Origin of the sequence: Streptomyces anulatus (assembly GCF_000721175.1) — a bacterium.
Lineage (GTDB): Bacteria > Actinomycetota > Actinomycetes > Streptomycetales > Streptomycetaceae > Streptomyces > Streptomyces anulatus_C.
The window spans coordinates 101,923-115,465 of record NZ_JOEZ01000007.1; the positions used below are offsets into that span (position 1 = coordinate 101,923).

A 13,543-nucleotide genomic window follows, 5' to 3' on the forward strand; every position below is an offset into this window, starting at 1 on the left:
GCCGCTATCTGCTGTCCGAGCTGGTGGCCGCCGCGGCGGCCAGTGTGCTGGCAGGCGCCCGCTCGCTGAGCGCGATGGCCAAGTCGATCGCGGATGCTCCGGCGTGGGCCTGCCGGGCGCTCGGCTTCCCCGTTGATCCGCTGACCAAAACCGTGTCCGTGCCGCACCCCCAGGTCCTGCGCCGGCCGTTGGTCCAGCTTGGCTGACGTTGTGTCAGATCGGTGGTGGTTCGTTACTCACTCGATCGGGGCGCGTGCGGCGCTGGTAGTGGCAGTGGCGGGCGACGGCCTGGTGGCGGCGCCAGCTGGACCAGCGGAGGCGGTGTCGGGGTGACGGCACTGACGAAAACCATAGACTAACGTACATGTTACTAACGTAGCCATTAGTAACATGCGTGGAGGTTGGTAGGTGTGGTGGATTTCGTAGGCCGTCGGCAGGAGCTGGCGACGTTGGAGCGGGAACTGCACAAGGTGGCGGCAGGGGTCGGCGGGGAGCGGCCCGGTCGGTGTGTGATGCTGCGTGGGCGGCGCCGGGTGGGCAAGTCGCGACTGGTTGAGCGGTTTGCGGAGCACTCCGGAGCCCCGTTCTTGTTCTACGCGGCGACCGGTGCGTCCCCCAGGGAGGATCTGGCACGGCTGGCCCGTGACGCCCAAGCGTCGACGCTGCCGTTGGCGGGGCTGGTGGCCGCCGCGCGGCCGGAGAGCTGGGACGCCGCGTTCGATGTGCTGGCTGCGGCGCTGCCTGCCGACCGGGCGAGCGTGCTGGTCATCGACGAGGTGCCGTACCTGATGGACGCCGATGGCGCCTTTGAGGGGATGCTGCAAAGGGCCTGGGACCGGGCGCTGGAGACCAAACCGGTGCTGCTGGTCCTCATTGGCTCCGATCTGTCGATGATGGAGGCTCTGAACAGTTATGGACGCCCCTTCCATCAGCGCGGCCGGGAGATGGTGCTGGGGCCGCTGAACCCCGCTGAGGTGGGGAGGATGCTCGGGCTGGAACCGGCGGAAGCCTTCGACGCCGCGCTGGTCACCGGCGGGCTGCCGCTGATCTGCGCGGAGTGGTCGAGAGGGGAGGGGCTTTGGGACCTCCTCGGCGAGGCGCTGAGTGATCCGGTCTCGGCCCTGCTGGTGTCGGCCGAGCGCTCGCTGGCTGCCGAATTCCCTCCGCAGGCCCAGGCGCGTACGGTGCTGGCGGCCATTGGGAGTGGTGAGCGGACCTTCACCAACATCGCCCGGGCAGCCGGCGGAATCGGAGCCACGCCGCTGCAACGAGCGCTGGAACTGCTCACGGACAAGCGGATCGTCGCCGCAGAGCTGCCCGTATCGCTGCGTCCGTCGAAGGATCGCCGCTACCGGGTGACGGATCCCTACCTGCGGTTTTGGCTGCACCTGCTTGGCCCCTCCATGGAGGAGATCGAACGGGGGCGGGGTGATCTGACCTTGGCGCGCATCCGGGAGAACTGGACAAGCTGGCGCGGCCGGGCCGTCGAGCCCCTTGTCCGCGAGGCCCTGGCGCGGGTACTGCCCGACGACCGGCTCCCCGCAGCGCCCGCGGTGGGCGGTTACTGGACCCGCACCAACGACGTCGAAATCGACATCGTCGGGGCGGACCGCGCCCCTATCGCCAAGGAGCTTCTCTTCGTGGGCTCCATCAAGTGGCTGGAGCAGTCACCCTTCGACCGGCACGACCTGGCCGCTCTCCATCGGCACCGGGCCGCCCTCACCGACGAACCCGTTCCTGTCGTGGCGGTCTCGCGCAGCGGCATCGACTCTCCGGGCCTCGATGCCACCTACGGCCCCGGGGACTTGCTTACCGCTTGGCCGCTGTGAGTGGCGAACTGCGGGCGAGGTGCGGGAGTTCGTGAGCGCGACGGGGCCGAGATGGTGCGGAAAAGCTTCTCGGCCCTCGGTCTTCTGTCAGCGCTGTTGTGTAGCGTTGGCGATCCTGAGCCCTCTCGTACTCTGGCGTGAATCCCGTGCGGGGATGGTGCTGGGATGCGCCCGCATATATGCAGGTCAGAGCCTTGTGGGTTAGTTCCGCTTCAACGTGTAACGGGTTGGCTGCCGCAAGCGAGTATTTCGTCAGGAATGCTGGTCAGAGGGGTCGGACCTGCGTAAGTCCGGCCCCACCGCATTGCCGTGCTGATTTGGTGCTGACTCAGCCGCGGCGGGGTGGAGTGAGCTTCTCCAGGTCGAGGTTGATCTCGAAGGGCACCGGACGGTTGAGCGAGCCCTTGAAGATGCCAACGGGTACGTGGGTGGCGGTTGGCTCGTCAAGTTCGTAGACGTGGACGACGGGTGCTCCGTCCTCGTCCTCGATGCGCCAGTAGTGCGGGATGCCGGCCTCTGCGTATTTGTGAAGCTTCACCGTGCGGTCCCCGTGTGCGGACTCGGGGGAGACCACCTCGACGGCGAGTCGTACTTCCTCCGGTGCGAACCAGGTGCGGTCACCTTCGAAGTCGGCCGTCGTCACCAGCAGATCCGGCTCGGGCCGATTGCGTTGATCGAGTTTGATGGTCATCTCCCGTCCGACCCTGACGTCGGCCGGCGCCTGCTCCATGAGAGCCACGGGCTGAACGGAAGTGTGAGGGCGGCGTTTGCGGCGTCGCGGTCTCGTTCTGGACCTCTGGCGAAGGCATGCAGGTGGGGCAGGTCGGCGCTGCGGACCTGGGCGATCCAGTGCGAGAGTGCGTCGGCGTTGTCGGCGTGAGGCGCAAGGAAAACGGCGAGCCCCGCAAGCACTCCCAGGTCAGCTGGGTCCACGCCCGTGCCATCCCGGAAGCGTTCGTCGATGGGGTCCGTCGTCGTCCGATCACCGTTGTTCCTCCTCGGGGGCCGGGGCTGCGGAGTCTCGGCGTGGTCCGGGCGTCCCGCGTCCCGATCGTAGATCGGTCAGGACAAACGATTCCGTTCGGTGTCTGAAGGGTAGGTAGCTGGAGAGGTCCCCTTTGGGAGGCTGATTCGATGCCGTGGTTCGTATGGCTGCTCGCCGCCGCGGCGCTCGGTGCCGCGGAGTTCTTCACTCTTACGCTGGTTTTCGGGTTGCTGGCCGGAGCGGCGTTGGTCGCCGCCGTCGTGGCCGGAGTGGGCGTGGGCCTGCTCGGTCAGCTCGTGGCGCTCGGACTGACGGCGGTCGCGGGTCTCGCTCTCGTACGCCCCGTCGCGCTGCGCCACATGGCGCAGGCGCCCTTGACGCACGAGGGCAGCGATGCGCTGATCGGGAAGCGGGCGGAGGTCATGCAGGAGGTCACCGCGACCCACGGGCTGATCAAGATCTCCGGTGAGGAGTGGACCGCTCGCGCCCTCGACGAAAGCCTTGTGATCCCGGTGGGAGCGCTGGTGGACGTCATGGAGATCGAAGGCGCTACAGCAGTCGTGTATCCCCGCGAGCTCCTTCCGTGAACGACTGAACACGCAGCGAAGGAGGAAGCATGGATCCGATCGTCATCCCGATTCTCGTGGCGGCGATTGTCGTGGTCTTTCTCGTGGCCGCCACCGTACGGATCGTCCCGCAGGCGCGCCGCTACAACATCGAGCGGTTCGGCCGGTACCGCCGGACGCTGCAGCCCGGCCTGAACTTCGTCCTGCCGGTGGCGGACCGGGTCAACACCAAGCTCGACGTACGTGAGCAGGTGTATTCGTCCGACCCCAAGCCGGTGATCACCGAGGACAACCTCGTGGTCAATATCGACACCGTGCTCTACTACCAGATCACCGACCCGCGGGCGGCGGCCTACGAGGTCGCCGACTACCTGCAGGCCATCGATCAGCTCACCGTGACCACGCTGCGCAATGTCATCGGCAGCATGGACCTGGAGGGGACACTCACCTCGCGTGAGGAGATCACTGCCCGGCTCCGCGCCGTGCTCGACGACGCCACCGGGAAGTGGGGCATCCGGGTCAACCGGGTCGAGATCAAGGCCATCGATCCGCCGAACACCATCAAAGAGGCGATGGAGAAGCAGATGCGGGCCGAGCGCGACAAGCGTGCGGCCATCCTGCACGCCGAGGGTGAGCGGCAGGCCAAGATCCTCACCGCGGAGGGCACGAAGCAGAAGGACATCCTGGAGGCGCAGGGCACCCAGCAGGCCATGATCCTGCGGGCGGACGGTGAGTCGAAGGCGGTGGAGCTCGTCTTCCAGGCCGTCCATCGCAACAACGCCGACGCGAAGGTCCTGGCCTACAAGTATCTGGAGACGCTGCCGCACCTCGCGCAGAGCGACAACAACACGTTCTGGGTCATCCCGGGCGAGCTGACCGAGGCGATCCGCACCGTCACCACCGCGTTCGGCGACCAGTCGTCGGCCACGGGACCGTCCCCCTCCGCGCAGCACGAGGGCACCGCCGCCGCCGATGTCGCGGACAGCGACAAGGACAACGTCGGGGTTCCCGAGATCGAGCCGAACTCGACGCTCGCGCTGGATGCCGTCGCCGCCGCCGACGAGGCGGCCAAGGAGGCCGCCGCCGCGGTGAGCGACGCGAAGGCCGAGGCGGAGGCCGCGGGAGAGACACGGCTGCCGGGCAGGGGGCAGACCTCCGGTGGTTGAGCGCACCCATCGGCGCACATTTCTCTACCGGCCGAGCTGCGCGGCACTCGGGCAGGACGATCCGGCGGCGGCCGCCGTCAGTACCCCGGGGGTCAGTACCCCGAGGGGCCGGGCCCGGGGGCCAGTACCCCCGGGCCCGGCCCCGGCTCACACCGACGACGGCACCGCGTGCCTGGTCAGACCGCCAGCGGTACCGCGTGGATCTCGTCCGCCGAGTGGCCCGCGCGTTCGTGGATGCGCTGGACCGCTTCCGCCGAGGGGGCCGTGGACAGGCAGTAGACCGTGCCGGACTGCGGGTCCGCCCAGGCGTGCTCGAAGTGGACTCCCTCTTCCTTCTCGATCGCCACGTCGGCCGCGTGGGCTTCCTCCAGCTGATCGGACGTGATGCCCTTCATGCCCCGGTGGACATCCATGTACATGCCCATGACTCGTACACCTCCGGATGTTCGGTTCTGGCCCCTCTTCCATGCTCCACCCGATGCCGGGTTCGGGCGCGTTCTACCGTCCGCCCGTCTCCACCCGCAGCTCCGCGATCCCCACCGGCTTCTCCGGGTCTTCGGAGCGGACCGTCACACGGACCTTGCGGGCCGTGTCGCCCGCCAGGTAGGGGCGCCAGAAGCGGCCGTCGAGGGACGTCTCCACGGTGTGCGAGGCGGGGGTGACGTCGCTCCAGACCGGGGTCACGGAGGCGAGCCGGAGGGGCCTGGCGCCCAGGTTCACCGTCAGGGACCCCTCCGCGCCGTCCGGGGACCAGGAGGTCGCCGGGGCCCCGTCCACCGCCGCCTCCGCGTACAGGCCCGGGGCCTCGGACGTCGCAGTCACCGGGCGGCAGCGTGCCGCGTCGGCCGTCGGGGTCAGGTCGGGGCGGCGGGTGGGGAGGGTCAGCGTGGAGGCCAGGCGGCGCGGGCCCTCCGCCGTGTGGACCGTGAAAGGGGCGCCGGACGTCAGGCGGACCGTGGTCGTCCGGGGGCCGATCTCGACCTCGTACGCCGCGTCCCGGTACCGCAGGCCCTTCAGCGTGACGCCCTCGCGCAGTTGGGGCGGCAGCGTCGGGTCCAGGCGCACGCCGCCCTCGCGCAGGCGCAGTCCCGTCAGGCCGTGCGTGAACACCTGGAGGAAGCCGCCCTTCCCGGTCAGGAAGTCCTCGGCCGGGAAGCCGGACAGCGGGTCCTGGGCGCCGGACTTCTCGCCGCGCGCCTCGGAGAACAGGTCGTACGGGCCCCGCAGATACGGCCGCACCGCACGCTGGAGATACGTGTACGCCGAGCAGCCCGGCTCCCCGATCTCCGCCGCGTCGATCGCGTGCACCGAGTCCGTCATCGCCGGGCCGTCCGGGTCGGTGCGGGCCGCGTAGTAATCCAGGGTGGCCGCCGCCGCGCCCGGCTCCATCGGCCACTCCAGCGGGTACGTCAGCAGCACCGTGTCCGCCTGCTTGATCGTGGAGCCGTTGTAGCCCGCGTACTGCAGGAACACCTTCTTCTCCGCGTCGTACGGGATGCGCAGGCCGTCCGCCACCCGGTTCCAGCCGGACGGCGGGCGGTGGCCGAGGAGTCGGGCGGCGCGGGTCGCGTTGCGGAGGGCTGTGGCGGCGACCGCGTTGGTGAAGACGCCGTCGTCGACGCCGTTGCTGTACTCGTCGGGCCCGGCCACGTTCTTGATCGAGTAACTGCCGTCGGTGTTCGCCGTGGCGCGCGACTGCCAGAAGTCGGCGATGCCGCGCAGGAGCGGCCAGCCCCTCGCCGCCAGCCAGTCGCGGTCGCCGGTGGCCAGGTAGTACTGCCAGACGGCGAGCGAGACGTCGCCCTGGAGGTGGTTCTGGGTCAGGCAGTGCGGCGGGTCCCAGCTCTGGCACTCGGAGCCGATGCGACCCCGGCTCGCGCTGGTCCACGGGTAGAACAGGCCCTGGTGGCCGTACTTCTCGGCGTTCGCGCGGGCCGCGCCCCGGGTGCGGTAGCGGTACTCGACGACCGAACGCGCCAGTTCGGGGCGGGTGGCCAGCAGGCCCGGGAACATCCACGTCTCGGCGTCCCAGAACACCAAGCCCGCGTAGTTGTCGCTGGTCAGACCGGCTGGGGCGATGCTGTCCGAGGAGCCGCGCCGGGTGCTCGCCAGCAGTCCGTACTGGGCGGAGCGCAGCCAGCGCTGGAGGTCGGGGCTGCCGGGGACCAGCACATCGGCGGACCAGGCCTCGCGCCAGGCGGCCTCGTTCGCGGCGAAGACCCGGCCCCAGCCGCGCCGAGCCGCCCGGTGCGCCGCCTCGCGGGCGTCCTCGGCCGGGGTGCGTGAGGTCAGGGCGGTGTCCACGCCGACGTACTTCTCGAAGGTGTACGTCCGTCCCGCGCGGACCGGGGTCGCCCTCGGGGACGTACGGGCCTCCGGCCGCAGCGTCTCGACCACGCCCGAGCCGCGCCGCATCGCCTGCGCCACGGCCCCCTCGATCCCGGTGCCGAGCGTGCGGAACGTGCCGTCCTCGCGCAGCGTGATCCGGCGTGCGCCCCGGTCGTCGAGCCGCCCGGTGACGGTCGCGGTGCCGCTCCAGCGCGGGGTCATCCGCAGGCGTACGGCACCGGTGTGGACGTCGGAGCGGTCGGCCAGGACGTCGTGGACGAGGTCGGTCGCGCGGCCGTCCGCGGTCGTCCAGCGCAGCGAGGTGCGGACGAGGCCGCAGCTGAGGAAGACCGTCTGGCGGTAGTGCGAGATCCGTCCGGCCGGGGTGTCCGCGCCGAGGGTCTCCTTGCCGACGCCCACGTCGATGCCGGTCCAGCTCGGCAGGGCGGCGATCACCTCGCGGCCCTCGGTGACGGCCTCGTCCCGCGCGTAGAGCCCGGAGACGAACGCGCCGTCGTAGCGCGGGGTGTAGAGCGGCCAGCCGGTCTTCTCGCCGGTGGCCGCGTATCCGGCGCCGGTGGCGGGGACCCGGTGGCCGAGGTAGCCGTTGCCGACGTACGGGTCGTAGCCCTCGGCCTCGCCGAAGCGGGTGGACGTCGGTGACCAGGAGGTCCCCGGAGCGCCCTGACCGTCCGTCCGGCCGCAGGCGGGCACGGCCGGGGACGGGGGCGGGGACGCCGTCGGGCCCGGAGCGGGGGAGGCGGACGGGCGGGCCGGGCCCGGCAGCGGTACGGGGCCGGGGGACTCGGCCGCGCCGGCGGGGTGCGGCAGCGGTGCGATCAGGGCGGCCGCGACCAGGGGCGCGAGGACGGAGATACGCGAGAGGCTCACGGTACGAAGGTAAGGACGCGGCGGTGCGGTCGGCCGTCACGCCGCGCAGGGCCCGCGTACGCACCCCGCACCGGGCGTCCGCCGGACCGCCGGATGGAGCAGATACCGCCCCGGCACCCGGCACAGCCCCCGGGGCCGTGATCAGGCCCAGGGGGTTGTGGCTCGGCGGTGGCGAGGGCCGCGCCGAGGAACAGGGTGCCGTTGCCGACCGGGACCACGAGGGCGTCCGGGACCACGAGGCGGTCCGGGAGCCGGCCGCCCAACTCCTCCCGGAGTTCGTACACGTACGTCTTCGTGCCGTGCGGGAACTACGGGTCGAAGACATGCGAGGCGTAGACGACACCCGGTTCGCCCGCCGCGGCTCGGGCCGCCAGGGCCGTCGCCTCCCGGCCGCCGGGGACGTCACCAGGCGCGCGCCGTGGGCACGGATCTGCTCGGTCTTCTCGGGCGATGTGCCCTCGGGGACGTACACCGTGCATGGCGGCTCCGCCGCGCGCGGTACGCGGCGGCGGACGTGCCCGCGTTGCCGCTGCTGTCGGCCGCCACCCGGCCCGGGTTCAGCCGCCGGGCCGGCTCCGCGAGCATCACGGCGCCCCGGTCCTCGAAGGAGAGCGTCGGCATCAGGTGGTCCGGCTTGGCCGAGCCGGTCTCCGTCAGCGGGACGAGCGCGGGTGTGGCCCTCGCCCAGGGAGAACTCGGGGGCGGAGAGCGGCAGGTTCTCTTCGTAACGCCCAAGTGAATCGGCGCGCCCGGTAAGCACCTCCAGGGTGAGCCCGGGGGCCGGTGGCAAGTCCAGGTCCCAGGGGCCCCGGCAGACCGGACAGCACCAGGTCAGGGCGGAAATGGAGGACCGGGTTCCGCCCTGCGGGCAGTGGTGGATGGTCATGGTCGCCAGGCTGCCGGGCATGGGGCAGGTGAACGGCGCGCGTACGGCGCGGCTCAGGGTGCCCTTGTGTGTTTGCCATGGATAGGTCAATCTTTCGCTGGCAGCAGGGCATGCCGGTCACGTCGACGCAGAAAACGGGGCGTTCGGACGGTCGATTTGTCATGCCCCTGTCGGGAGTCTCGCGCGGCTCCGGCACCACCCCCCACCAGCGCACCGCCTATGAGGAGGACCCCTCACATGTCAGTGATGCGTCACACCCCCCATGCACGTCGAAGACTCGCCACGGCGACCGTCATAGCCACCGCAGCCGCCGTAGCCCTCGCCGCCGCCGGCACCCTCCCGGCGACCGCGGCCGAGCGCGCACCCGAAGGCGTGATTCTCAACGCGGGCGCTCCGGGCGCCGTCGGCGACAGCTACATCGTCACCCTGAAGGACTCGGCCGCCAGGTCCGACTCCGCCCAGGGCAAGGCGCTCGCGAAGAAGTACGGCGCGAGCATCGAACGGACCTACCGCTCGGCCCTCAACGGCTACGCGGTCGAGGCCACCGCCGCGGAGGCGAAGAAGTTCGCCGCCGACCCGGCCGTCGCGTCCGTCTCGCAGAACCGCACCTTCACGGCGTCCGCCACCCAGAACAACCCGCCGTCCTGGGGTCTCGACCGGATCGACCAGCGCAGCCTCCCGCTGGACCAGCGCTACACCTACCCTGACAAGGCCGGCGAGGGCGTCACCGCCTACATCATCGACACCGGGGTGCGGATCAGCCACAGCGACTTCGGCGGCCGGGCGTTCAACGGCTTCGACGCCGTGGACAACGACAACGTCTCGCAGGACGGCAACGGCCACGGCACGCACGTGGCGGGCACCGTGGCGGGTACCGCGTACGGCGTCGCCAAGAAGGCCAAGATCGTCGGCGTCCGGGTGCTGAACAACAGCGGCTCGGGCACCACCGCCGGGGTCGTCGCGGGCATCGACTGGGTGACCGCCAACGCCGTCAAGCCCGCCGTCGCCAACATGAGCCTCGGCGGCGGCGCGGACTCGGTCCTCGACGCGGCCGTCCAGCGCTCCATCGCCTCCGGCATCACCTACGCCGTCGCGGCGGGCAACGAGTCGACCAACGCCTCCACCAAGTCGCCGGCGCGTGTCGCCGAGGCCATCACGGTGGGCTCGACGACCAACACCGACGCCCGCTCCAGCTTCTCCAACTACGGCTCGGTCGTGGACATCTTCGCGCCCGGTTCCTCGATCACCTCGTCGTGGCACACGAGCGACAGCGCCACGAACACCATCTCCGGTACGTCGATGGCCAGCCCGCACGTCGCCGGCGCGGCCGCCGTCTACCTCGCCGACAACCCGGGCTCGACCCCCGCCCAGGTCTCCGCCGGTCTCGTCGCGGCCGCCACCCCCGGGGTCGTCGGCAACCCGGGCTCCGGCTCGCCCAACCGCCTCCTGCACGTGGGCGCGGGCGGCACCATCCCGGACCCGGGCAAGAAGTTCGAGAACACCACCGGATACCCGATCAACGACAACGCCACCGTCGAGTCGCCGGTCACCGTCACGGGGATCACCGGCAACGCCCCGGCCGCGCTGAGCGTCCCGGTCAACATCTCGCACACCTACATCGGTGACCTGAAGATCGACCTGGTCGCACCGAACGGCACGGTCTTCAACCTGAAGGCGTACGGCTCCGGCGGCAGCGCCGACAACGTGGTGACCACGTACACGGTCAACGCCTCGTCCGTCGCCGCCAACGGCACCTGGAAGCTCCGGGTCAGCGACAACGCGAGCTACGACACCGGGCGGATCAACAGCTGGGGTCTGCACTTCTGATCCCCGCGAAGCGGTACTGAACCGGTGACATGACGTCGGGGCGGTCGCATCACGCGACCGCCCCGACCCCGTTACCGCTACCGGCGGTTGAGCCCGCGGTCGACGGCGGTGATTGCCCATCACGAGCTTGTGCCTGGGCGCGCCGCGGCGGACCCGGTCGCGCACGGTCCGGTCGACGCTGAAGTCGTATCTCGCGTACAGGGCGGACTGCTGGGCCGTCTTCTTCTCGCCGGAGACGTGGTAGTCGTAGCCCTGGATGTTGACGAAGTCGAAGTCCTTCATGAGGCGCTTCACGTCGAAGCCCGCGTCGATCGCGGTCGGGATCGAGGTCGACGACGGGGTCGGGGCGGGAGCGGGTCGGGGTGGAGGGTGGCCGGGGCTGGTCCGGTGTCCGTGTGCGAGGTATGCGTGAACCGTCACAGGATCATCACATTGGGTGAAACTCTGGCCTACGCTTGCGGTGTACAACCCACGGTTGCCAGGCTGTCGCAGACTGTCAACCTGTTGGGAGTGGCCTGTGACTTTCGGTGAGCAGCCCGCCTATCTGCGCGTGGCGAGCGATCTCAGGGAGAAGATCGTCAACGGCGCGCTGCCGCCCCATACCCGCCTGCCGTCGCAGGCCCGCATCCGGGAGGAGTACGGGGTCTCGGACACCGTCGCCCTGGAGGCGCGGAAGGTCCTGATGGCGGAGGGGCTGGTCGAGGGGCGCTCCGGCTCCGGCACGTATGTGCGCGAGCGTCCCGTGCCCCGCATGATCGCCCGCTCCGGCTACCGGCCGGACAGGGGGGCCAGTCCGTTCCGGCAGGAGCAGACGGCCGAGGGGGCGCGCGGGACCTGGGAGTCCCGCAGTGAGCAGGAGGGGGCGAGCCCCGAGGTCGCCGGGCGGCTGGGCGTCGAGCCCGGCGACCGGGTGATGCGCACGCATTACGTCTTCCGGGAGGCGGGTGAGCCGATCATGCTCTCCACCTCCTGGGAACCGCTCGCCGTCACCGGCCGGACGCCCGTGATGCTGCCGGAGGAGGGCCCGCTGGGCGGCTGCGGGGTGGTCGACCGGATGGCCGCGATCGACGTCGTCGTGGACAACGTCGTCGAGGAGGTCGGCGCGCGCCCGGGGCTGGCGGAGGAGCTCCTGGCGCTCGGCGGTGTGCCCGGCCACGTGGTCATCGTCATCGGGCGTACGTACTACGCCTCGGGGCGGGCGGTGGAGACGGCCGACGTGGTGGTGCCGGCCGACCGGTACCGCGTCGCCTACCACCTGCCGGTGAGATGAGGTGAGGTGACGCCCCGTCGGACCCGGTGAGGGCTCGCCGGGTGGGGCTGGTGGGGCGCAAGGGGGCGCATTCTGCGGATGCGCCCCCTTCGTGATGGCCGGATGCGTATCTCTTTGTGTAAACCCGCCTGCACTGAGTGAAGGTCAGGCGTACGCTCGGGCATATGCGTACTGCGGTTTCCTGGGGATCCTTAGAGACGTGCACGCCGGCGGGAAGAGGGGCGATATGCGGGGGAGCGACACGATGAGCGACAGTGGCGCCGCGCTCCCTTGGCAGGTGATACGGCAGGACGACGGCGGCAACCGCTACCGCGTGGGCAGGTACGCCACGCAGGCCGAGGCGCAGAAGGTCGCCGACGGCCTCGACGACCGCCATCGCCGCCAGGTCTACCGGGTGGAGCGCGTGGGTCAGGGCAACAGGCCCTGACGCGACGGACGGCCCCGTGGGGCCCCGGGGGGGCGTTCCGCCTCGCCAGGGCCCCACGGCCTTCCTGGATGCCTCCGCGCCCGCGCCCGCGTGCGCTCTGCTCCCGCCTCCGACTCCCGCCCCCGCATTCCGCGCGCCGGCGGTCCGGGCGGTAGGGTCCCGCCCGGACCGGGGTGCGGATGCCGCCGGTGGTGCGGCGAGCGGGGGGAGTGATGACGGTGCTGATCGACACGGTGGCGTGGGTGCGGATCGAGGGCGGCAGGATCCTCTGCGCACGGCCCCGTGGCAAGGACGTCTTCTACATCCCGGGCGGCAAGCGCGAGGGCGCGGAGACCGATCTGCAGACCCTCCTGCGGGAGGTCGAGGAGGAACTGACGGTCGGCCTGATCCGGGAGACCGTCGTCCACGCCGGGACGTACGAGGCCCCCGTCGACGAGCGGCCGGACGCCGCCCTGGTGCGGATGAGCTGCTACTACGGCGATTACCGCGGCACGCTCGTCGCGAGCAGCGAGATCGAGGAGGTCGCGTGGTTCTCCTTCGCCGACCGGGCCCTCGTGCCGCCCGTGGACCAGTTGCTCTTCGACGACCTCAAAGCGGCGGGTGAGCTGATCTGACCCTCGGTACGCCCGTATGCACCAAACGGAAGGGCGCGCGGTAGTAAGCAATAAATGGTGGGTATGGGCTGTTTAGGCCCTATTTACGCGTGGGTGCGCCCGTGGTCGTCCCTGGGAAGTGATCGGCGTGACCGAGACCGAAGGCGACTGTGCCGAGTGGACCTTCCCGGCCGAACCGGGTTCCGTGCGCAATGCCCGGCACGCCGTCCGGGGTGCTCTGGGCTCGTGGGGTCTCGACGCGACGGTCGGTGACCTCGCGGTCCTGCTCGTCAGCGAACTGGTGACCAACTCCCTGCGGTACGCCTCCGGGCCCATCGGCGTGCGGTTGGTCCGCTCGTACCCCGACGGGGACCTTCTGTTCGCCGACCGCCCTCCCACCTCACCGGGACTGCTGGTGGAAGTCTCCGATCCGCTTCCGGATCCACCCACCGAACGCAGTGCGGGACCCGACGACGAAGGCGGCCGGGGACTCCAGCTCGTGGCCTGTTCCGCACGTCGCTGGGGGACCCGTCGCGGAAAGAGCGGCAAGACCGTGTGGTTCGAGCTGGCTCTCCCTGGTTAGGAGAGTGGAGGGAAGCACAGCGATCATCAGAGGTCGGGCAGAACCTGACTGAAAGGGACTGAGACCTTGCTGTGATCGTGAACGCCGTGTCGGTCGGGGCCGTAGTGCTGAATACTGCGGGCAGGACCGGTCCGGTGCGTGAGCTGGAGGGGACGGTCGCGTGAGCGAAATACCTGGGACAACGGGTGATGT

At 70.6% G+C, this 13,543-nt stretch carries 10 protein-coding genes and 3 pseudogenes; 8 read left to right on the forward strand and 5 right to left on the reverse strand.

Annotated features, from left to right (window positions below):
- Positions 1-410 precede the first annotated feature (410 nt).
- The gene (locus IG90_RS0108925; protein WP_030580177.1) at positions 411-1,829 is read left to right on the forward strand and encodes an ATP-binding protein; all 1,419 of its coding nucleotides are present in this window, start codon (positions 411-413) and stop codon (positions 1,827-1,829) included.
- 328 nt (positions 1,830-2,157) lie between these two features.
- Here the strand turns inward: IG90_RS0108925 and IG90_RS0108930 are convergent.
- Positions 2,158-2,568: pseudogene (locus IG90_RS0108930) on the reverse strand (Uma2 family endonuclease); the annotation flags it as partial.
- A 395-nt stretch (positions 2,569-2,963) separates the two neighbouring features.
- Between IG90_RS0108930 and IG90_RS0108935 the strand changes: the two are divergent.
- Entirely contained in the window at positions 2,964-3,401 is a 438-nt protein-coding gene (locus IG90_RS0108935) for an NfeD family protein (RefSeq protein ID WP_030580183.1), read from the forward strand.
- Positions 3,402-3,430: 29 nt separating this feature from the next.
- Positions 3,431-4,546: an SPFH domain-containing protein gene (locus tag IG90_RS0108940; RefSeq protein WP_030580187.1), complete on the forward strand. Its 1,116-nt coding sequence runs from the start codon at positions 3,431-3,433 to the stop codon at positions 4,544-4,546.
- A gap of 176 nt (positions 4,547-4,722) precedes the next feature.
- On the opposite strand, the gene IG90_RS0108945 is transcribed toward IG90_RS0108940, so the two are convergent.
- The 3 genes and pseudogenes from IG90_RS0108945 to IG90_RS45665 form a co-directional block, all read right to left on the reverse strand.
- Entirely contained in the window at positions 4,723-4,971 is a 249-nt protein-coding gene (locus tag IG90_RS0108945) for an SCO4226 family nickel-binding protein (protein ID WP_030580190.1), read from the reverse strand.
- A gap of 73 nt (positions 4,972-5,044) precedes the next feature.
- On the reverse strand, positions 5,045-7,765 hold the full coding sequence (locus IG90_RS0108950) for a glycosyl hydrolase family 65 domain-containing protein (protein ID WP_030580192.1): 2,721 nt from the start codon (positions 7,763-7,765) through the stop codon (positions 5,045-5,047).
- 161 nt (positions 7,766-7,926) lie between these two features.
- Positions 7,927-8,672, reverse strand: a pseudogene (locus IG90_RS45665) (pyridoxal-phosphate dependent enzyme); the annotation flags it as partial.
- 216 nt (positions 8,673-8,888) lie between these two features.
- Here IG90_RS45665 and IG90_RS0108960 point away from each other — a divergent pair.
- On the forward strand, positions 8,889-10,478 hold the full coding sequence (locus IG90_RS0108960; protein ID WP_030580194.1) for a S8 family peptidase: 1,590 nt from the start codon (positions 8,889-8,891) through the stop codon (positions 10,476-10,478).
- Between the two features lie 174 nt (positions 10,479-10,652).
- Here the strand turns inward: IG90_RS0108960 and IG90_RS47050 are convergent.
- A pseudogene (locus tag IG90_RS47050) lies at positions 10,653-10,760 on the reverse strand (hypothetical protein); the annotation flags it as partial.
- Positions 10,761-10,995: 235 nt separating this feature from the next.
- Between IG90_RS47050 and IG90_RS0108965 the strand changes: the two are divergent.
- The 4 genes from IG90_RS0108965 (at position 10,996) to IG90_RS0108980 (ending at position 13,351) form a co-directional block, all read left to right on the forward strand.
- On the forward strand, positions 10,996-11,748 hold the full coding sequence (locus IG90_RS0108965; RefSeq protein ID WP_030580196.1) for a GntR family transcriptional regulator: 753 nt from the start codon (positions 10,996-10,998) through the stop codon (positions 11,746-11,748).
- 226 nt (positions 11,749-11,974) lie between these two features.
- A complete protein-coding gene (locus IG90_RS0108970) occupies positions 11,975-12,175 on the forward strand; it encodes a hypothetical protein (protein ID WP_030580200.1) in 201 nt (66 codons plus the stop codon).
- Positions 12,176-12,384: 209 nt separating this feature from the next.
- Entirely contained in the window at positions 12,385-12,789 is a 405-nt protein-coding gene (locus tag IG90_RS0108975) for an NUDIX hydrolase (protein WP_106972922.1), read from the forward strand.
- Between the two features lie 118 nt (positions 12,790-12,907).
- Positions 12,908-13,351, forward strand: coding sequence for an ATP-binding protein (locus tag IG90_RS0108980; RefSeq protein ID WP_030580205.1), 444 nt, complete (start codon positions 12,908-12,910; stop codon positions 13,349-13,351).
- Positions 13,352-13,543 lie beyond the last annotated feature (192 nt).